The 20,882-nt window shown below is 55.2% G+C and carries 16 protein-coding genes; 7 read left to right on the top strand and 9 right to left on the bottom strand.

All coding sequences use genetic code 11. The features are described 5' to 3' along the window. Window position 1: 1 nt before the first annotated feature. Genes entA through entC form a run of 4 tightly spaced genes read right to left on the bottom strand, consistent with a single transcriptional unit; the run spans window position 2 to window position 4,447 of the window. Window positions 2-757, bottom strand: a complete 756-nt coding sequence (gene entA / locus OGY09_RS24530; RefSeq protein ID WP_032942661.1) for a 2,3-dihydro-2,3-dihydroxybenzoate dehydrogenase EntA — start codon at window positions 755-757, stop codon at window positions 2-4. After that, entirely contained in the window at window positions 757-1,614 is an 858-nt protein-coding gene (locus OGY09_RS24525; protein ID WP_003831197.1) for an isochorismatase, read from the bottom strand. The genes entA and OGY09_RS24525 overlap by 1 nt, the downstream gene beginning before the upstream one ends. A 13-nt stretch (window positions 1,615-1,627) precedes the next feature. Continuing rightward, entirely contained in the window at window positions 1,628-3,238 is a 1,611-nt protein-coding gene (gene entE, locus OGY09_RS24520) for a (2,3-dihydroxybenzoyl)adenylate synthase EntE (protein WP_275399112.1), read from the bottom strand. 33 nt (window positions 3,239-3,271) lie between these two features. Then, window positions 3,272-4,447, bottom strand: coding sequence for an isochorismate synthase EntC (gene entC / locus OGY09_RS24515; RefSeq protein ID WP_032942659.1), 1,176 nt, complete (start codon window positions 4,445-4,447; stop codon window positions 3,272-3,274). Window positions 4,448-4,634: 187 nt separating this feature from the next. Between entC and fepB the strand changes: the two genes are divergently transcribed. Further along, the gene (fepB, locus tag OGY09_RS24510) at window positions 4,635-5,591 is read left to right on the top strand and encodes a Fe2+-enterobactin ABC transporter substrate-binding protein (RefSeq protein WP_032942658.1); all 957 of its coding nucleotides are present in this window, start codon (window positions 4,635-4,637) and stop codon (window positions 5,589-5,591) included. 61 nt (window positions 5,592-5,652) lie between these two features. Here the strand turns inward: fepB and entS are convergent, their stop codons facing one another. After that, complete coding sequence (gene entS, locus OGY09_RS24505) at window positions 5,653-6,888, bottom strand: enterobactin transporter EntS (RefSeq protein WP_032942657.1); 1,236 nt, start codon at window positions 6,886-6,888, stop codon at window positions 5,653-5,655. Between the two features lie 109 nt (window positions 6,889-6,997). Here entS and fepD point away from each other — a divergent pair, with 109 nt between their 5' ends. The 3 genes from fepD to fepC are packed head-to-tail and all read left to right on the top strand — an operon-like array spanning window position 6,998 to window position 9,788. Then, entirely contained in the window at window positions 6,998-8,005 is a 1,008-nt protein-coding gene (fepD, locus tag OGY09_RS24500) for a Fe(3+)-siderophore ABC transporter permease (protein ID WP_032942654.1), read from the top strand. Next, on the top strand, window positions 8,002-8,994 hold the full coding sequence (gene fepG / locus OGY09_RS24495) for an iron-enterobactin ABC transporter permease (RefSeq protein WP_032942653.1): 993 nt from the start codon (window positions 8,002-8,004) through the stop codon (window positions 8,992-8,994). Before fepD ends, fepG begins: the two co-directional genes overlap by 4 nt. Then, window positions 8,991-9,788, top strand: a complete 798-nt coding sequence (gene fepC / locus OGY09_RS24490) for an iron-enterobactin ABC transporter ATP-binding protein (protein ID WP_032942652.1) — start codon at window positions 8,991-8,993, stop codon at window positions 9,786-9,788. Before fepG ends, fepC begins: the two co-directional genes overlap by 4 nt. A 46-nt stretch (window positions 9,789-9,834) precedes the next feature. Here fepC and wzz(fepE) read toward each other — a convergent pair whose 3' ends face one another. The 4 genes from wzz(fepE) to fes all read right to left on the bottom strand — a co-directional run bounded on the left by wzz(fepE) (window position 9,835) and on the right by fes (window position 16,551). Continuing rightward, window positions 9,835-10,968: an LPS O-antigen length regulator Wzz(fepE) gene (wzz(fepE), locus tag OGY09_RS24485; RefSeq protein WP_267458324.1), complete on the bottom strand. Its 1,134-nt coding sequence runs from the start codon at window positions 10,966-10,968 to the stop codon at window positions 9,835-9,837. Window positions 10,969-11,197: 229 nt separating this feature from the next. Beyond that, a complete protein-coding gene (gene entF / locus OGY09_RS24480) occupies window positions 11,198-15,088 on the bottom strand; it encodes an enterobactin non-ribosomal peptide synthetase EntF (RefSeq protein ID WP_275399113.1) in 3,891 nt (1,296 codons plus the stop codon). Further along, window positions 15,085-15,303, bottom strand: a complete 219-nt coding sequence (locus OGY09_RS24475) for an MbtH family protein (protein WP_032941816.1) — start codon at window positions 15,301-15,303, stop codon at window positions 15,085-15,087. The genes entF and OGY09_RS24475 overlap by 4 nt, the downstream gene beginning before the upstream one ends. A 30-nt stretch (window positions 15,304-15,333) precedes the next feature. Next, window positions 15,334-16,551 (bottom strand): enterochelin esterase, encoded by a 1,218-nt coding sequence (gene fes, locus OGY09_RS24470; RefSeq protein ID WP_080685914.1) that lies wholly within the window; start codon window positions 16,549-16,551, stop codon window positions 15,334-15,336. A gap of 253 nt (window positions 16,552-16,804) precedes the next feature. On the opposite strand from fes, the gene OGY09_RS24465 reads away from it, so the two are divergent. The 3 genes from OGY09_RS24465 (at window position 16,805) to OGY09_RS24455 (ending at window position 20,871) form a co-directional block, all read left to right on the top strand. Continuing rightward, window positions 16,805-19,099 (top strand): TonB-dependent siderophore receptor, encoded by a 2,295-nt coding sequence (locus tag OGY09_RS24465; protein ID WP_008784051.1) that lies wholly within the window; start codon window positions 16,805-16,807, stop codon window positions 19,097-19,099. Between the two features lie 50 nt (window positions 19,100-19,149). Next, a complete protein-coding gene (gene entD, locus OGY09_RS24460) occupies window positions 19,150-19,812 on the top strand; it encodes an enterobactin synthase subunit EntD (RefSeq protein WP_032942649.1) in 663 nt (220 codons plus the stop codon). Window positions 19,813-19,929: 117 nt separating this feature from the next. Then, window positions 19,930-20,871: a D-ribose ABC transporter substrate-binding protein gene (locus OGY09_RS24455; protein ID WP_032942648.1), complete on the top strand. Its 942-nt coding sequence runs from the start codon at window positions 19,930-19,932 to the stop codon at window positions 20,869-20,871. The last annotated feature ends 11 nt before the right edge of the window (window positions 20,872-20,882 follow it).

Raw genomic sequence — 20,882 nt, 5'->3', positions numbered from 1 at the left:
GTCATGCCCCCAGTGTGGAACCGCCGTCCACCACGATATCCTGTAACGTAATGTGGCTGGCCAGATCGGAAGCGAGGAATAAAATAGTGTTGGTGATCTCTTGCGGCCGGGCGATTTTCCCCAGCGGAATCCCGAGTTTAAACTGCTCGCCAAATCCACGAATGCGCTGTTGCTCCGCGTCATCGCTAACCCACAGCGTGCGCTGCATATCGGTGTCGGTCGAGCCTGGCGACACCACATTACAGCGCACACCGCTGCCCGCCAGTTCAAGTCCGACGGTCAGCGCCAGGCTTTTCAACGCGGCCTTTGACGCGCCGTAAGCACTCATGCCGATACGCGGCGTGTGCGCCGCATCCGACGCGACGGTCACGATCGCCCCGCCCTGCTGGCGACGAAACTGCGCCATCGTCTGCTGAAACAGATTGAACGCCCCACCAACGTTAACCGCAAACGTCTGCTGCCACTCCTCAGCGCTCAGCGCATCGGTGGCCCCCATACGCAAAATACCTGCGGCATTGACCAACACATCTAAACGCTCGCGCGCTTTGAGGACGCGCTGGCACACTTCAGCTACCTGTCCGGCATTCGCCACATCCAGCACTTCGGTCGCAAACGGGTAGTTATCCTGAGGAAATTCGCGATCGAATCCTGTCACCTCAGCACCAGCCTCCGCAAATGCCAACGCCGTGGTGTAGCCAATCCCTTTACCCGCGCCGGTTACCCAGACGGTTTTCCCGGCAAAATCAAATCCAGCCATTACTTCACCTCGCGGGAGAGCAGCGCCCACCATGCGTCAATGGTCGGTTTTTTCGCCAGCATCACGAAATCAATGTCACCATGAACCTTACGCCAGCGCGCCGCCAGCGCCATCATGCGCACGGAATCCAGCCCGTAGTCGATCAGGTTTTCGTCATCCATCGGCTCTTCAGACTCATCCAGCAACGGCAGAATAACGCTGCGCAACGCATCTTTACTGGTCGGGACCGGTGTCGGCAATAATTCCTGGGTCATTACCACACGCCCGGAACGTCCCGCCACGTATTTCAGCGACATCAGGTGTTCATCACGGCTAAAGTCCGCCAGCGCATCGGCAACCATAAACGGCTTGATGTCACGCATGAAGGCGTCCGTTGCGGTGGTCATACAGCCGATATGCGCATACACCCCGGTAATGATCAGTTGATTACGCCCGGTTTCCTTGAGCATCTGTTCCAGCGGGGAACGATGAAATGCGCTATAACGCCATTTCACCAGAATGGTATCCGCTTCATCCGGCGCCAGCGCCTCAACGATCTTTTGTTGTTCCGGGGAACGCGTCAGGCCCGGTCCCCACATATCATTGAGCAGAGCGCGGTCTTCATCACTCTGTTCTTTCGGCTGAGCGGTGTAATACACCGGAATGTTATGCTCTTTGCAGTACTGGCGCAGCGCGGCGATGTTCGCGACGACCTGCTCCATCATCGGGCAGTTATCGCCCCAAAAGCCGATAAAATAATCCTGCATGTCGTGGATCAGCAGCGCGGCGCGTTCAGGGTCAAATGCCCAGTCGACTTTGTTCACCGGAACATCGAGCGCCGTTGGTAGCGCATAAGCCTGCAGTTTAGGAATTGCCATTTCTATTTCTCCTTCAGGCCAGTGAACGTGATGCCAGCCACTGACGTAATTGTTTTTTATCTACCTTCCCCACTGGAGTCAGCGGTAATGACTCAACGCACTCAACACGATCGGGTAATTTGAATTCCGCTATGCCCTGTTCGCGTAGAAAACGTCGCACCTGCACCGCGCGCAGCGGCTCTTTCACCACCAGCCAGGCACAGCTTTTCTCACCCATCAGTTCGTCATCCATACTGACCAGCGCGGCATGGATCACCATTGGATGGCGCAGCAGCAAGTTTTCAATCTCTTCAGCGGCGATCTTCTCCCCACCGCGATTGATCTGATCCTTTTCACGCCCCTGAACGGTGATGTAACCATCCGGATCGATAGCGATCAGATCGCCGGAACAGTAAAAGCCGTTGGCGTCAAAGGCGCTGGCATTATGCTCAGGACTTTTGAAATAACCGCGGAAGGTGTACGGACCACGCGTCATCAGGCGTCCGGTCTCTCCCTGGGCTAAAGGGTTGCCGTCAGCGTCTGCTACCCAGACTTCATCATCGGGACACATCGGGCGCCCCTGGGTATTGATGATGCGCTCAGGACTGTCGTCCAGACGGGTATAGTTAACCAGCCCTTCCGCCATGCCGAAGACCTGCTGCAACTGGCAGCCAATCTCAGCCGGAATACGTGCCGCAAGCGTGGCGGAAAGCCTTGCGCCACCGACCTGTAGCAGTTTCAGCGAAGCCAGTTGCGCATTACTGCCCCACTCCGCAATCGCCTGCAACCACAGGCTCACCGCAGGCGGCACCAGCGCCGTGACGTTAACCTGATGCTGTTCAATCAACGGGAAACTCAGAGTGGCACTCGGGTCAGCCGCCAGCACCACGGTGCCACCGGCCAGGAATACGCCCAGCGCGCCTGGCGAACTCATGGCGTAGTTATGCGCCGCCGGGATTGCGCATAAATAACGCGTTTCCCCGGTGAAGCGGCAAATCTCATTGCTGCGACGCACGCTGTAGTAGTAATCGTTATGAGTGCGAGGAATCAGTTTTGGCGTCCCGGTCGTCCCGCCAGAAAGCTGGAAGTACGCCACCTCATCAGCAGGCGATGGCGTGGCGGAAAAATCTGTCGCAGGCTGGTTTATCGCCGTTTGCAGATTGTGTTCACCTTCATCATTACGCAGTAACACCACGCGCACTGAATTGTGTTCGGCCACAAAAGCGTTAAGAAAATCGTCGCCGCTAAACAGCGTATGCTGGCGATCGGCAATCAGCAGTGCCGGCTCAATCTGTTTGGCGTAGGCGTTGAGTTCGTTACGCTGATGGCTGAACAGCGCCAGCACTGGAGCTACGCCCAGCTTGAGCAGCGCAAAGAAGGTGATATACAGCTCAGCCACATTGCCCAGTTGCACCAGCGCGGTTTCGCCGGGTTTGATCCCCTGGCAACGCAAACTGCAGGCGAGATTGTCAGCGGCCTGATTTAGCTGGCGATAGCTCAGATGGCGTTCACCATCAATTACCGCCGTATGATCGCTTTCTGCGTGACGGGTCAGAATGTCGGTCAGCGGCAAATCCTGCCAGTAACCTTTTTCACGATAGCGGCGGGCAAACTCCTCCGGCCAGCGGGTGAAAGGAATACTCATTATCGCTCCTCAGAAGCCTGGTCAATAAGGCTCTTAATGCAGTCCAAAAACATTCAACATCGTGGAGAGCTTGGCCCCCGTTTCACGCCATTCCGCAACCGGGGAAGAGGCTGGAACAATTCCTGCTCCGGCAAAAAAACGCACCTGATTGCGCAGCAGCTTCGCACAGCGGATCGTCACCACCCACTCACCGTTACCTTCGGCATCACACCAGCCGACAATACCGCCGAACAATTCACGATCGAACGGCTCCAGCTCGGCGATAAGCTTGCGCGCAACCTGATGTGGGAAGCCGCTTAGCGCAGGCGTCGGATGCAGCAGGCACGCCAGCGTCAGGGCGTTTTCCTGCGGGTTGGCTTTACCTTCAAACGGCGTGCCGAGGTGCCAGAGCGTCGGCGTGGTAACCAACTGCGGAGAAGAAGGCAGTTGCAGTTCACGGCTGCGATCGCGCAATACCGTTTTCATCGCCTGCGTCACCAGTTCGTGCTCATGGCGGTCCTTCTCAGACGCCAGCAGGCGGATCCCTGCTTCGCGATCCAGCACATCATCAGGCTGACGACGTGCAGAGCCCGCCAGCGGCAGAGAACTGAAACGATCGCCTTCTTTGCGCAGTAGCAGTTCCGGGCTGGCACCAATCAATACGCCGCCGTCTTCAATCGGTACATGGAAGTTGTAGCTCGCTGGATTTTGCGCCACCAGACGCTCCAGCAGCGCACCGCTGTCAATGTTGGCATCGGCGGTGATATCGATCAGGCGTGACAACACCACTTTGTCGACTTCCGGAGTGGACGTCAGCGCAGCCGCCCGGGCGACCATATCTTCAAAAAAGTCCTGTTCCGGGATCGATTTACGTTCAACGACGTTCAGCGACTGATGCGCGGTAAAGTAACGTGATGATTGCTGCTTCGCCGTACGAGAGAAGCTCTGCCATGATTGGGGAATAAACAGCGATGATGGCTGGCGGGTATCAAAGGGAATCGCCCCGACCATGACAGGGTTCACGATGCCCTGCGATTTGGCATCAGCAAACAGTGCGTTCATTTTCTGTTGGAAAGGGCTGTCTGGCGAATCGCCATCAATTGCCGGTTCCGCATAGCGGGCGAAGCATCCTGACGTCGTAAAACTACGGTACGGCGACATAAAGAAAAAACTGTCGGGAGCGAGCGTCGGCATAGTCTGCGTTTTTTCCTCGGCCAGTGACGTATCCATATCATCCTCCAAAAATGATAAAGGCTCTAATAATGATTATCATTTATATTTTTGGTCGCTAACCTAAAAGTAAAGCGGCGGTATGTCAACTCTTGTGGTAGCACAATGTGCGACTTTGGCTTGCATCCTTGCTCGCTAACAATGAAAATGAGAAGCATTACTTATACTGATAACAGGAAGCCGATTCGTGAGTCTCCCCTCTTTTTGCCGCACCGTGCTCTTACTGGCAGGTTTATCTCTTTCAGGAATTTCTTCAGGTCACGCCGCCGACTGGCCGCGTCAGGTTACTGACAGTCGCGGCACGCATACGCTGGAGCATAAGCCACAGCGAATTGTCTCCACCAGCGTCACCCTCACCGGCTCGCTGCTGGCGATTGATGCCCCGGTCATTGCCAGCGGTGCCACTACGCCGAACAATCGCATCGGCGATGCGCAGGGCTTTTTACGTCAGTGGAGCGAAGTAGCAAAAGAACGCAAACTGAGCCGCCTGTATATCGGCGAACCGAGCGCCGAGGCCGTCGCAGCTCAAATGCCGGATCTGATTCTGGTAAGCGCTACTGGGGGAGATTCTGCCCTCGCGCTATACGATCAGCTGTCCACCATTGCGCCAACGCTCATCATTAATTACGACGATAAAAGCTGGCAGTCGCTGCTGACCCAGTTAGGTGAAATTACCGGTCAGGAGCAACAGGCAACTGCGCGAATTGCCGAGTTTGATAAGCAACTTCAGGCGGTTAAGCAACATATTACCCTGCCACCACAGCCGGTCAGCGCGCTGGTATATACCGCCGCGGCGCACAGCGCCAACCTGTGGACGCCTGAGTCAGCGCAAGGCAAGCTGATGGAGCAGTTAGGGTTCACGCTGGCAACGCTGCCTGCCAACTTGCACACCAGCCAGAGTCAGGGCAAACGCCACGATATCATCCAGCTTGGCGGTGAGAACCTGGCGGCAGGCCTGAACGGCGAAGCGCTGTTCCTGTTTGCTGGCGACAGCAAAGATGCCGACGCTATTTACGCCAATCCGCTTCTGGCGCATCTGCCAGCCGTGCAGAATAAACGCGTTTACGCCCTGGGTACGGAAACCTTCCGTCTCGACTACTACAGCGCCACGCTGCTGCTGCAACGTCTGTCGGCTCTGTTTTAATGTTCAGCGCCGGATGCGGCTCACGCCTTATCCGGCCTACAAACCATAGAGCACAAAGCAATCAGACATTCACGGGGACTTGCCGGAATCGGCGCACTTCTCGCAACAACAGCAGCAGTAACAGACCGACAATCACCAGCCCGAATCCACTCACGCTTGCCGAAGCAACCGGCGTCATCATCGCGCCCAGACCACCTAACAACGCCGCGCCAATCGCATCGCCGGTGACGTTTTGCGCCGTCCACAAACCGTTAATTCGTCCGAGCATCGCTTCCGGCGTCTGCGTCTGTAACAGGGTGTACTGCAACAAAGAGCTGACCGCGCTCAACCAGCCAAACAGCGCCAGACAAACCACACCAAGCTGCCAGACGGGCATCAAGCCAAACAGGCCGATAGCCAGAAATGAAGCCACGGTCGATGCCAGCATAATCAGTCCCGGACGAACGCTGTGCGCCAGTTGTCCGCTGGTCAATGCGCCCACGGCTGCCCCCAGCGGAATAGCCGCATACAGCAGGCCAATTTGCGCACTCGACATGTGCCAGTTAATCGCCAACGCCGGATACAGCACACGCACGGCACTCGCCATGGTTAACAGACCACCGAGCAGCGCAATGCCGCCAATCAGCGGGCTGGCAAGCAGAAAGCGAAATGCTGCCAGCAGCGATTTCAGCGGATGCTCGCGCGGCTGCGGCGGAGGCGGCAACGCAGGAAGGCTCAGCAGCGGTAGTAAGGTAATGAAGGTTCCCGCCGCCGCCAGTCCGTAGTTCCAGGCCACGCCGCCAGTCGCGAGCAGCACCCCGCCAAGCATCGGTGAAATTACCGATCCCAGACGCACCGTCAGCATGGTAATCGCCCCAGCCTGCATCAAATTCTCGCGCCCAACCAGCGCTGGCGTCGCAGCCAGCAATGCGGTCACGCCCAGCGAGGCAAAGAAACCGTCCCATAAGCCAAGCAGATAAATCGCCAGCAACGACGGTTCGGGCAGCAGCGCATTCAGACACAGGCCAATAAAGCCAATACCACAGGTTCCACGCGCCAGCAGGATCACTTTTTTACGCTCGTAGCGGTCGGCCAGCACTCCGCCCACCATCAGGCCAATAAACATTGCGCTACCGGTCAACGTCACCGACAAACCCACCTGCCAGGTCGACTGGGTCATCATCTGGATCTGTACCGGAACCGCCACGCCGAGTAGCCCCAGAGAGACAATGGAAATAAAACGGGCGAGGAAGACAGCGCGAAATGCTGGGTGGGTCTTTAACAGGCTGAGATTGAGCAGCCAGGATTGTCGATTCATTACAGAGCCTTACCAGGTACTTTTTCAATATCCATTCGATGGCTGCACATGCTAACATATCCAAATAAGATCGATAACGATAATTACTATCATTATCAGGGAAGTTGATATGTCATGCTCTGTTTCCGCGACACGCGCCTTCGCCGTGCCCGGACTATTGTTATTACTTGTTCTCACCACGGTATTAAGTCTGGTTATTGGCGCCAAGTCGCTACCTGCCTCCGTGGTGCTGGATGCGCTCACCGGCAGTTGTCAAAGTGCTGATTGCACCATCGTGCTGGACGCGCGCCTGCCGCGCACGCTGGCGGGGCTGCTCGCCGGTGGCGCGCTGGGCCTGGCTGGCGCACTTATGCAAACGCTCACGCGTAACCCTCTCGCCGATCCCGGCATTCTGGGTGTCAACTCCGGCGCCAGCTTCGCTATTGTGCTGGGGGCCGCGCTGTTCGGCTTTTCCTCTGCGCAAGAACAGCTGCTGATGGCCTTTTGCGGTGCGCTGGCTGCATCGCTGATCGTAGCTTTTACCGGTAGTCAGGGCGGCGGGCAGTTAAGCCCAGTACGTCTGACGCTGGCGGGCGTTGCGCTGGGCGCGGTGCTGGAAGGATTATCCACCGGCATCGCCCTGCTCAACCCGGACGTTTACGATCAGCTGCGTTTCTGGCAAGCCGGCTCACTGGATATCCGCAGCCTGCAAACGCTGAAAGTTGTGCTGGTACCGGTACTGATTGCCGCGGCTGTCGCACTGTTCCTCAGTCGCGCTCTGAATAGTCTGAGCCTCGGCAGCGACACCGCTACCGCGCTTGGTAGTAAAGTCGCTCGCACGCAGTTTATTGGCCTGCTGGTTATTACCGTACTGTGCGGCAGCGCGACCGCGATTGTCGGTCCTATCGCCTTTATCGGCCTGATGATGCCGCACATGGCGCGCTGGCTGGTGGGGGCGGATCACCGCTGGTCACTGCCCGTAACCCTACTGGCAACGCCTACTCTGTTACTGATTGCCGATATAATCGGTCGCCTGATTGTCCCCGGCGAGCTGCGCGTGTCGGTAGTCAGTGCTTTTATCGGTGCACCGGTGCTTATCTTTCTGGTACGCCGTAAATCGCGCGGAGGTGGCGCATGATGCACATCTCCCGCCGCCTGATAATCAGCAGCCTGCTGCTGGTTGCAGGTTGTCTCGTCATTGGTTTGTGGAGCCTGCGTAGCGGCGTTGTTACGCTGGAAACCCAGCAAATTATTGCCGCCCTGCTTGGCGATGCGCCGCGCAGTATTACGCTGGTGGTGACCGAATGGCGCTTGCCACGCGTGCTCATGGCGCTATTGATTGGCGCGGCTCTCGGCGTGAGCGGCGCAATATTTCAGTCACTGATGCGTAACCCGCTGGGTAGCCCGGATGTGATGGGTTTCAATACCGGAGCCTGGAGCGGTGTGCTGGTGGCAATGGTGCTGTTCGGACAGCATCTCACCGCTATCGCGCTGGCGGCCATGCTGGGTGGGATTCTGACCTCTCTGGTGGTCTGGGCGCTCGCCTGGCGCAATGGGATCGACACCTTCCGGCTGATTATTATCGGTATCGGCATTCGCGCCATGCTGGTGGCGTTCAACACCTGGCTACTGCTGAAAGCATCATTAGAAACCGCGCTGACGGCCGGGCTGTGGAACGCCGGATCGCTCAATGGCCTGACCTGGGCCAAAACCTGGCCTTCTGCCCCGCTGATTATCATCATGCTGGTATGCGCCGCGCTGCTGGTACGCCGGATGCGCTTACTGGAAATGGGTGATGACAGCGCCTGTGCGCTTGGCGTCAGCGTTGAGCGCTCACGTCTGATGATGATGCTGGTTGCGGTGGTACTGACCGCTGCCGCCACCGCGCTGGCCGGTCCTATCTCGTTTATTGCTCTTGTCGCGCCGCATATCGCGCGACGTATAAGCGGTACATCGCGCTGGGGATTAACCCTGTCGGCGCTGTGCGGCGCGTTGCTGTTGCTGATGGCGGATTTATGCGCCCAACAGCTGTTTATGCCTTATCAGCTTCCGGTGGGCGTTGTCACCGTAAGCCTCGGCGGTATTTATCTTATCGTCTTGTTAATTCAGGAGTCCCGCAAAAAATGATCGAATCAGTAGCCCGTTTGCGTGGCGACCAGTTAACGCTGGGTTATGGCAAGTTTACCGTGGCGGAAAACCTCAATGTATCGATTCCCGACGGCCATTTCACCGCGATTATCGGGCCAAACGGCTGCGGGAAATCAACGCTACTGCGCACGCTGAGTCGTCTGATGACGCCCGCGCACGGCAAGGTCTGGCTTGATGGCGAGCATATTCAGCACTATGCCAGCAAAGAAGTCGCCCGCAGAATAGGTTTGCTGGCGCAAAACGCCACCACGCCGGGAGATATTACGGTACAGGAGCTGGTTGCCCGCGGACGCTACCCACACCAGCCGCTGTTTACCCGCTGGCGGAAAGAGGATGAAACTGCGGTGTCAAACGCCATGCAGGCGACGGGTATCACCCATCTGGCATCACAAAGTGTGGATACCCTTTCCGGCGGACAACGTCAGCGTGCATGGATTGCGATGGTGCTGGCGCAGGAAACGTCGATTATGCTGCTCGATGAACCCACCACCTGGCTGGATATCAGTCATCAGATCGATCTGCTGGAACTGCTGAGTGAGCTAAACCGGGAAAAAGGTTACACGCTGGCCGCCGTTTTGCACGACCTGAATCAGGCCTGTCGCTATGCAACGCATCTGATTGCGCTGCGTGACGGAAAAATTATTGCCGAGGGTGCACCGAAGGAGATCGTCACCGCGCAGCTTATTGAAAAAATCTATGGACTGCGCTGTATGATTATCGACGATCCGGTTGCCGGAACGCCGTTAGTGGTGCCGCTTGGACGCAACAAATAACACGCGTTACAGTATGGCGGCCAGCTTGCCGCCATACGACAATTCATCACACCAGTTGCTGATCAATAAACGTCATTTTTTGCTTACGCGACATCATGGCATGGTTCAACAGAACACCACCACACGCCACCATTCCCCCCAGTAATGCGGCCAGAATAACGATCATCGATTTAGCCGGACCATCTTTTTTCACCGGCAGCGAAGGTGAAAGTTGATATTTAAACGGCGTAAATGTTACGTCACCCACATTCATCGCTAACAGTTGCTCAACGTGATACTGGCGATTACGTAATTCACCGTTAATTTCAGCAATATCGGTCACTGATTTTTCTATTTCTAATTTACGTTCGATGCCGTCAGCACCCAGTGAAATAGAGAAATCGGGGTCATCCTTCACGGCCTGGCCATTACTGTAGACCGGCTTTTTAATCCCGGCGGCATTGGCGATCTCCAGCGAATAGTTCAGTCGCTGGATATTTGCTTCCAACTGGTTTTTGAGCCTGACGCGATCCATCTCCAGTCTTTCTTTCTCATAGCTGGTTTTGATGAACAGCTTATTACGAATATCTTCCAGCGTTTCTTTCACCACAAGGGCAGAAATATACTGGATATATCCCTTCAGCACTGACTGGGCTTCTTCGGCCTGAGGTGCGGTAAAGCTCAACGTCCATGCGGTATACAGCGAAGTTTCGTTCTTCTTACCCAGGTTAGTATCAACCGCTTTCATTTTCTCACTGAGCCTGACAATTGCCTGATGCAACTCCATTTCGTCGATATCAGCACCTTTCAATTGATCCATTACGTAAGGCGAAGAGCGCAGATATTCTTCTAACAATGAAGGCGACTGGAATTTTTTGATAAACAGGTTAAACACATCACCACGGCTAACGCTAATATCCATATCCAGCACGCGCAATTTGGTCAGCGTATTCTCTAATCCCTGCCATTGAACCGCTTCCGCCGGCGTCACGATGGCCTGACTGGTCCATTTTTGTGGCAGCAGAAAAGAGACCAGAATACCCACACAAGCAAAGGCGAAAACGGTCGCTATAATTTTCGTTCTTGCACGCCATAAGATTTCGATTAGATTCACTAAATCGATTTCATTTGCGTTTGCCGTTGGCTGAGGATACCCAGTAAATTCCGAAACGTTATCTTGCTTTATATTTAATGATGACATGTTGCGTGACCTGAAAACTTTCCTAAAAGAAAAACATTCCTGTGGGAGAAGTCTATCAGCTAGTCAGAATTATCCGAAACACTCTTTGTGCTTGTCGCCCTACCAAAAATTATATTCGGAATTTATTCACCCCTTTCATCACCTTGTATCGCATAAAAAAGAACAATTCCATAACATGTTATTTACATTATGGAATTGTTTGATCACCGCGATAGCAATATTCGTCTTGTTACACAGATTTATTAATCAGTGCATTTATTACAGGCCCTATCGCCTCAAATGAGGCAGGGGAAATAATGTCAACATGCGCGCAATCCTGGCGGTAAACATCCAGACTGGATATCCACGGCGACCAGCTGCGTTCAGGACTGACACCCGGTACTAACGTGCGCTCAGCAACGAACAGCGTAGCGTGACCTGCAAACGGCACGCTGTGTGCCGTGGTGAGCAGGCGAACCGCATCGGCATAGTTGCCTTCGATTGCGTTAAATAAAGCCTCTGACGCATTCCCCTGCTGCGCCGCCAGAAACGCTTCGCGTTCACGCTCGATCTCCGCCAGTACCGCTGGATCCAACCCATTGGCCTCTTTTTCTTGCCAGTTTTGCGTTTCTGGCGGCCAGGTATCCAACAGTCCGAGGAATGCAACCGTCTCTCCTCTGGCATGTAAGCGCGCGGCGATCCCTTGTGCCAGCGTGCCGCCCAGCGAATAACCTAATAAATAGTAAGGTCCGTGAGGCTGTTGACTGAGCAACGTTGCCAGGTGATGTTCGCATACCGCATCAAGATTTTCCGCCGTCTGCATTGGGCCATCCGGGCGCGGCGACTGAATACCTATAATCGACCACTGCGGGCTGAGATATCGCGACAGCACGCTAAACTGCCAGGCAAAACCCGACGCCGGATGGAAACAGAACAGCGTTGGGCCGTGACTTTCACGCAGCGGCAGCAGTGCCTCAAATCCCATATGTTGCGACTGCTCATCATCAGTGCTCTCCAGTAGAGCACTCAGTTGTTCAACGGTAGAGGCCACCATAATCTGCCCCGGCGTCACCTGACGCTCAAAAACCCGGCTCAACTGTGCCGCCAGCTTCATCGCCAGCAACGAATGTCCGCCAAGCGCAAAGAAGTCTGCCGCCACGTCATTCACCTCGCAACCCAGCAAAGCCGCAAAAGACTGCGCGATGGTGGTTTCAGTCCCTGCTCGCGGTGCGCGCCCGGAAGTACGCGACGTCAACTGCGGCATCGGCAGCGCTTTACGATCCAGTTTACCGTTCGCGCTAAGCGGTAGCTCCGCCAGCTGCAACAAAACCGTCGGCACCATATGCGCAGGCAGTTTTTCACGCAGCTTTTCCCGCAACGCGGACGTATCCAGCGGTAAACCCGATTGTGACACCAGATACCCCACCAGTTGACGCGCATCGCCGCCTGTCGCCGCCGCCTGGTTGAATACGCAGGCGTGGGCAACGGCATGCTCGACATCAGGCAACTGCTGCATCACCCGGTCAATCTCGCCGAGCTCAATGCGTTGTCCGCGAATTTTAAGCTGGTCATCGCTGCGCCCGAGGTATTCCACCGCGCCATTTTCCAGCCAGCGAGCCACATCCCCGGTACGGTACATGCGTTCGCCAACGTTAAACGGATCGGCGATAAAGCGGCTTGCGGTCAGATCCGGACGGCCCAGATAACCTTGCGCCAGTTGGATCCCCGTCAGATATAAATCTCCAGCCACGCCGAAAGGCACCGGGCGCATCATGGCATCCAGAATACGTAAACCGGTATTCCATACCGGATAGCCAATCGGCACGCTGTTGCCGGTTACAGCAGCAAGGTCTTCCCCCCAGGCCGGATACCAGCTCACATCAACCGCCGCTTCCGTTGGTCCGTACAAATTGTGCAGTGGCGCATGAGTTAACTGTTCCCACTCACGGCATAAATCTGCAGGCAAGGCTTCGCCGCTGCAAAATACCCGTTTCAGCGAGGCACAACTCTCCCGCGCGGTTTCCGGCGTCAGTGAAGCGACAAAAGCGGCCAGCATCGAAGGGACGAAGTGCGTGGTCGTCACCCCATATTGGGCAAAGAACTGCTGCATCGCCAGCGGATCGCGGTGCGCCTCAGGCTCTGCCATTACCAGCTTTGCCCCGGCAATAAACGGCCAGAAAAACTCCCATACCGAGACGTCAAAACTGCACGGTGTTTTCTGCGCCACCACATCATCCGCGGTCAGCGAATAGTGATTTTGCATCCACAGCAGACGGTTAACGATGGCGGTTTGCCCAACCATCACCCCTTTTGGTCTACCGGTAGAACCGGAAGTAAAAATGATATAGGCAGTATGATTGGGCTGAGATAGCGCCAGCGGAGCAGCATCTTCTGCTGGCAGGGGCGAGTCATAGCACAGACTTTCCAGCCCAGGAATATCGCTAAAGCGCGCCAGTTGCTCATTGGTCGCGATCAACAATTTTGGCTTCGCGTCTTCGAGCATCATCCGCAGGCGATCGTCCGGGTATCCGGTATCCAACGGCAGCCAGGCTGCACCGGCTTCAACGATACCGTGCAGCGCCAGCGTCAGGAACACGGAACGCGGTAATGCCACGGCGACGCTGTCGCCAGGCTTGACGCCGCGTGCACGCAAAAGGCTCGCCAGCGCCACGACCTGCTGGCGCATTTCGCGATAGCTAAACTGATAGCGGGCATCGGCCAACGCCGGGGCATCCGGCGTTTTATCGGCCTGCTGTACCACCAGCGCGCTCAGCGTAGTGGACGGGATCTCCACGGTGGTGTGATTAATCTTCGCCAGCCGCTCATGTTCTGTTGGCAACAGCATCCCGGCGTCGCCGCAGCATAGCGCCGGATTGTCGGCAAACTGCTCGATAAGCTCGATTAAACGCGAGGCATGCTGCGCCAGCGTTTCTGCATCGTAGCGCTGTTTATTGGCCAGGATTTCAATACTCAGCCCACCGTTTTCATCCGGGAATAACGCCAGTTCAAGATCGTTCACCGGCCCTGTCGCCAGCGTGTGGGTTTGCGCCTGAACACCGGGAATATTCAGCTGATAGTCGAATATTTTCACGTTCAGCACCGGGCCAAACAGCGGCTCGGCACCGGCTGCACGCCCGCTGTCGCGAACGATTTGTTCGGCATCATAACGTTGATGCCGACGCATTTTCTTCAACTGTCCGGCCAGTCGTTGTGCAAGTGCAGGCAAGCTTTCTGCCGCATCCAGCCTCACACCAAATGGCAGTACGTTTAAAACCGGTCCAGTGGAGGTCAACGCCGCCGACCCCATGCGCCGCATAAAGATAAACCCGGCGGCATAATCCATTCGGCTGCATAAACGTCCCAGCCACAATGCCACCAGCGCGAGGGCCAGATCCGCACGCTGAACGTCAGGCATACGTGCCGCAAGCCGACGAAACGCCCCTTCAGGCGCGGTTAACTTCATACGAATAATATCCGCGCTGGCCGATCGTCCCGGCAACGGATTGTTCGACAGCGAGGCAGGAGGCGGGAGTTGCTTTCGCTGCTCGCTCCAGAAAGCGCCGTCGCGTTGCCAGGCATCGCTTTGACGGTACTGTTGATACTCTTCCACCACCTCGTCGAACGGCGTAAAAGGCGAGTCTGGCGTAGGCTCGCCGTGTAGCCATGCGCGATAAATTGCGGCTATCTGGCGGGTAATGGCCGGAAAACTGAAGCCATCGACCAGCAAATGATGGTAACGCTGATACCAATACCAACGCTTTTCTCCCACCTGTATAAGCAGGTGAAAAACCAGCGGTTTATTGCCATCAGCACGTATGTCCTGCTGCAGGTCTGCCTGCATCAACGCACGCGCCGCCTCATGTGGATTTGATGTTGCGCGCAGGTCGATAATTTCAGGTTGCGCAAAGGCGAGCGCAGAATCCACCCATTGCCAGATCTCACCGTTATCTTCGCTAAACCGCATCCGCAGGGTATCGGCCTGCTCCAGGCCCGCCACAACGGCTTTCGCCAGCAACGACGCGTCCAGTTCGCCAGTTAACTCTACGTAGTGCGCCACGCTCCACGCCGAGGGCAATGTGGAGAGTTTTTCCGCCATCCAGATCCCCGGCTGAGCCGCCACTAACGGTAAACGCTGAGTCATGGAGCCTCCTGCACATCGACGTAGTTCGCGGTCGTAAGCGTGGTCCAGTTTGCTTCCAGCCATTGTTGGCAGGCTTCCTGGGATTGGGGTTCGCAAGCAATTTGCCAGCCAGCAGGAAGCGAGCACTGCTGCGGCCAAAGGCTAAACTGACGCTGGGGATTTTGCAGAATGTAAAACTGGCCCTGCGGATTATCGAAGGGGTTACTGAATTCCATACTCAACTCCTGTCGTGGAACATCGTCCGGTTAAATCGTGTCGGTAAGCGGTTGCCAGAGCGTCATTAGCCCTTGCATCAGACCGCCGCGCCAGCAAAGCGCATCGTGTCCGCCATCAACCTGACGCCAGAAAATAGACTGTGGTGCAGAAGGTAACTGGGCATATAGCGCCTGATTAGCGCGATAAATAATGGGCTCGCGGATCCCCGCTTCCAGGACAATACGCAGCCCCTGAGCACTCACCTTCCCGCTTTTCAGTTGCTCGACGATCGCCCCGTCCTGATGACCACCACGATGCGGCCACCAGTAAGAGCCCGACTGGCTAAGCACACAGCCAAAGCGCGCGGGCCAGTTCAGCCCGGCATACAGCGATGACAACCCGCCAAAACTTTGCCCAGCCACCACGGTGCGCTGCGGATCGTCACTAAACGCGGTCGTTGTCTTCACCAGTGGTAATAACTCCTCCTGCACCGCCAACCAAAAATCCGCATTACACGGTAGCTCATGGCTGCGGTGAGCCGTATCAATGGCATCAATCAGGAGATAAACGGCAGAAGGAAGGTGGCCGCGATGCGTGAGTGAAGTCAACGCAGGCCAGACCGGCATACTCTGTGCCCAAAACTGCCCGTCCAGCAGGATAGCCAACGGACGCGTTTCGGGTTGAGCATCACCGGTGGTAAACACCCATACGCGACGCGTATTGCCGAGCCTGGCGCTATGCCATTGCAGGCAAACTGCGGGTGAATCTGGATTTTCAGGTCGATCCCATCCGGGCTGTACGGGTGCCTCCGGCATTTCCAGCGCAGACACCGCGTGGCCACGACCGCCCTGCCAGCTCAGCGAATTAAGGGGGTCAGCAATAGCCTGCGGCAGTAATTGCCGCCAGCCTTCACGCAGCGCGGTTCGGTCAGGGGTGTCGCCCAGCGCCTGCGGCGCAAAAATATCGTTGCGCGCTGTTGGGATAAAACAGTAACTGCCACGCCAGTTGGCGCTGAGGGAAACACTCCAGCACCAAATATTCGTTTCATCAATGCGTCGCATCGACTGAGGGGTAGCATTTTGATGGTGGTCGGTGACGCCGGTGATATAAACCCAAACGTGATGAATGGCTGACTCTTTCTCCGTTCCCTGCGGGTCACGCCACCAGAAGGTTACCCGATAATTTTCGTTGTCTTCACGCTCCCACTCCGGGCCTTTTTTCGACTGCCACCACGCCTCGCTTCCCATCTTTAACGTCGTCACAGCCATAACCCCATGTTTATTGTGAAATTTTATGATCTAGCGTGAAATATATTGATAATATTATTGATAACTATTTGCATTTGCAATAGCGTATTGTCGCGCTGTGGGAAGCGCGTACAGTTTTTCACCACTTATAAACCGACCTGGCGCTGCGTACTTTTTCTGGAATGGATAGTTTACGCAGATGCGGGCGACATCAGGCCAAATGCCGCACCACGGCACATTGGTACTCGTGGCTAAAAGAACAGCAGGACATACAATGAACAACAAGATTCATTCACTGGCCTTATTGGTCAATTTAGGGATTTACGGGGTAGCCCTGCCAGCAATGGCAGAAGATCAAACCGATAGCGTCGCTGTCTCTCATGAAGACACCATCGTCGTTACCGCCGCCCAGCAGAACCTGCAGGCGCCGGGCGTTTCAACCATTACCGCTGATGAAATTCGTAAGAACCCTCCCGCTCGCGATGTGTCGGAAATCATCCGTACCATGCCTGGCGTTAACCTGACCGGTAACTCAACCAGCGGACAGCGCGGCAACAACCGTCAGATCGATATTCGCGGCATGGGGCCAGAAAACACCCTGATTTTGATCGACGGTAAACCGGTTACCAGCCGTAACTCCGTACGCCAGGGCTGGCGCGGCGAGCGTGATACCCGCGGCGATACCGCCTGGGTTGCTCCGGAAATGATTGAACGTATTGAAGTGCTGCGTGGTCCTGCCGCAGCACGCTATGGCAATGGCGCAGCTGGCGGTGTGGTGAACATCATCACCAAGAAAGGCGGCGATGAGTGGCATGGTTCCTGGAATACCTATTTCAACGCCCCGGAACACAAAGAGGAAGGTTCAACCAAGCGTACCAACTTTAGTCTGAATGGACCGCTGGGCGGAGATTTCAGCTTCCGCCTGAACGGTAACCTCGACAAAACCCAGGCCGATGCCTGGGACATTAACGACGGTCACCAGTCAGCACGTACAGGGTCATATGCCGATACGATGCCTGCGGGTCGTGAAGGGGTAAAAAACAAAGATATCAACGGCCTGCTGCGTTGGGATTTTGCCCCAATGCAATCGCTGGAGTTTGAAGCTGGCTACAGCCGTCAGGGCAACCTGTATGCGGGTGACACTCAAAACACCAACAACGATAACAAAACTAACGGGCTGGTAAAAAAATACTACGGTAAAGAAACCAACCGTATGTACCGCCAGAACTATGCGCTGACGTGGAACGGCGGCTGGGACAACGGCATTACCACCAGCAACTGGGCGCAATACGAACACACCCGTAACTCCCGTTTGGGTGAAGGTCTGGCAGGTGGCCTTGAAGGGTTATTTAACAGTAATCAATTTACCGACACTGACCTGGCGGATGTCACCCTGCACAGCGAAATTAGCATTCCATTCGACCTGTTAGTTAACCAGAACCTGACGCTCGGTACCGAATGGAACCAGCAGCGAATGAAAGACATGAGTTCCAATACCCAGACCTTTATGGGCGGGAACATACCTGGTGCCAGCAGCACCGATCGTAGCCCATATTCACAGGCTGAAATTTTCTCCCTGTTTGCTGAAAATAACATGGAGCTGACCGACAGCACCATGTTGACGCCGGGTCTGCGCTTCGACCACCACAGCGTCGTTGGCGACAACTGGAGCCCGTCCCTGAACCTGTCCCAAGGTCTGGGCGACGACTTTACGCTGAAAATGGGTATCGCACGGGCCTATAAAGCACCTAGCCTGTACCAGACTAACCCGAACTATATTCTGTACAGCAAAGGCCAGGGCTGCTATGCCACCGGATCTGCGACGGGCATTGGTTGCTACATGATGGGCAACGATGACCTGAAGGCCGAAACCAGTATCAACAAAGAGATTGGTCTGGAGTTCAAACGTGACGGTTGGCTGGCCGGCGTAACCTGGTTCCGCAACGATTACCGTAACAAGATCGAAGCGGGGACTGTACCGCTAAGCAGAACGTCAATTACCCAGAAAAACCCGACTACGGGTAAAGAAACAACAACCTACACCGATATCTATCAGTGGGAAAACGTACCTAAAGCTGTGGTGGAAGGCCTGGAAGGGACGTTGAACGTACCGGTTAGCGAAACCGTTACCTGGACCAACAACATCACTTACATGCTGCAAAGTAAGAATAAAGAGACCGGCGAACGCTTGTCGATTATTCCTAAATACACGCTGAACTCAACGCTGAGCTGGCAGGCGCGTGAAGATTTGTCGCTGCAATCCACCTTTACCTGGTACGGCAAACAACAGCCGAAGAAATATGATTACCAGGGTAAACCAGTAACCGGCAGTTCAGCCCAGGAAGTGAGTCCGTACAGCATCGTCGGCCTGAGCGCGACCTGGGATGTGACGAAAAACGTCAGCCTGACCGGCGGCGTGGATAACGTCTTCGACAAACGTCTGTGGCGTGAAGGTAATGCCCAAACCACCAGCGATATCAAAACTGGCGACTATATGGCGGGCGCTGGCGCGTACACCTATAACGAACCGGGTCGTACGTGGTATATGAGCGTTAACACCCACTTCTGATAGCGTTGTTCCCTCTCCTCGCGACGGGGAGAGGGAAACGATACACAACCATGCGTACAACACACACATCGCTTCCCTTCGCCGACCACGCGCTGCATTTTGTCGAGTTTGATCCCGCCAGCTGCCATGACCACGATCTGCTCTGGCTCCCCCACCACGCCCAGCTTCTGTCCAGCGGACGCAAGCGTAAAGCTGAACACTTAGCAGGGCGGATCGCCGCAGTACATGCATTACGTGAATACGGTATCAAAACTGTACCTGGCATCGGCGGGCAGCGACAACCGCTGTGGCCACAAAAGTTGTTTGGCAGCATCAGCCACAGTGCATCAACTGCGCTGGCGGTAGTATCGACGCATCCCGTTGGGCTGGATATAGAAGCTATTTTTACGCAACAAACCGCAGTTGAGTTGGCTGACGGTATTATCGATAACCACGAACGACCGATTTTGCATCATTCTGAATTGCCCTTTCCACTCGCCTTAACTCTGGCATTCAGCGCCAAGGAGAGCCTGTATAAGGCGTTTTCCACTCAGGCATCCGGGTTACCAGGTTTCACCAGCGCAAAAATTACCGCACTCACGAATCAGCAATTAACATTGCAAATCATGCCATCATTTTCGCCTAACCTCGCCAATCAGGCAATTAACGTACATTGGTTTCAACGCGATAAAAACATCATTACCCTGTGTGCACCCACGCTGTCAGGATCGTGATCCTTTTCTCCTTTTAAGAAATTAGCTGCGCAAATCGTAGACAGTTCGATTATCTCGACTTATCGTTAACTTGAATAATAAATCATATTTGAATAAATATTCAAAGTGGAGAAAAAGATGAACAAGACCCTGATTAAATCCGTATTACTGGCCTCGATCCTTACCGCATCGGGTTCGCTGTATGCTGCCGACAACGGACTGATTGCGATTATCACCCCTTCACACGACAACCCGTTCTTTAAAGCCGAAGCCGACGGCGCGGTCGCCAAAGCGAAAGAGCTGGGATATACCACGCTGGTCGCCTCTCATGATGATGATGTCAATAAACAAAACCAACTGATTGAGACCGCCATAGCCCGAAAAGCGAAAGCCATCATTCTCGATAACGCGGGCGCCGATGCCACCGTTGGTCCACTGGAAAAAGCCAAAGCGGCGGGCGTGCCTGCATTCCTCATCGATCGTGAAATTAATAAGACCGGCATCGCCGTCGCGCAAATCGTGTCGAACAACTACCAGGGCGCGCAGCTCGGCGCAGAGAAATTCGCCAAACTACTGGATGGAAAAGGCAAGTACGTTGAGTTGTTGGGACGCCAGTCCGACACCAACGCACATGTGCGCTCACAGGGGTATCACGATGTGCTCGACGACTATCCGGATATGAAAATGGTCGCCCAGCAAACGGCGAACTGGAGCCAAACTGAAGCGTTTACCCGTATGGAAGCTATTTTACAAACCAACCCTGATATCGTCGGCGTCATTTCCGGCAACGACACCATGGCGCTGGGCGCAGAAGCTGCCCTGAAGGCTGCTGGGAAAAACAATGTCATCGTGGTGGGTTTTGACGGCAGCGACTACACCCGAGATTCCATCATCAACAAGAGCAACATTAAAGCGACCGTCCTTCAGCCCGGCTGGCAGCAGGCACAAATGGCGGTTGAGCAGGCTGATTACTACCTGAAAAACGGCAAAGCGCAGAAAGAAGAAAAACAGCTCATGGATTGCGTGCTGATTGATGAAACCAATGCCAGCAAGCTGAGTAAATTCAACCTGAGCCACTAAGCGGAGGCACT

The sequence above is a fragment of the Citrobacter sp. Cpo071 genome (assembly GCF_030332765.1).
Classification (GTDB): Bacteria; Pseudomonadota; Gammaproteobacteria; order Enterobacterales; family Enterobacteriaceae; genus Citrobacter; species Citrobacter portucalensis.
This window is presented reverse-complemented; position numbering and strand designations above follow the sequence as displayed.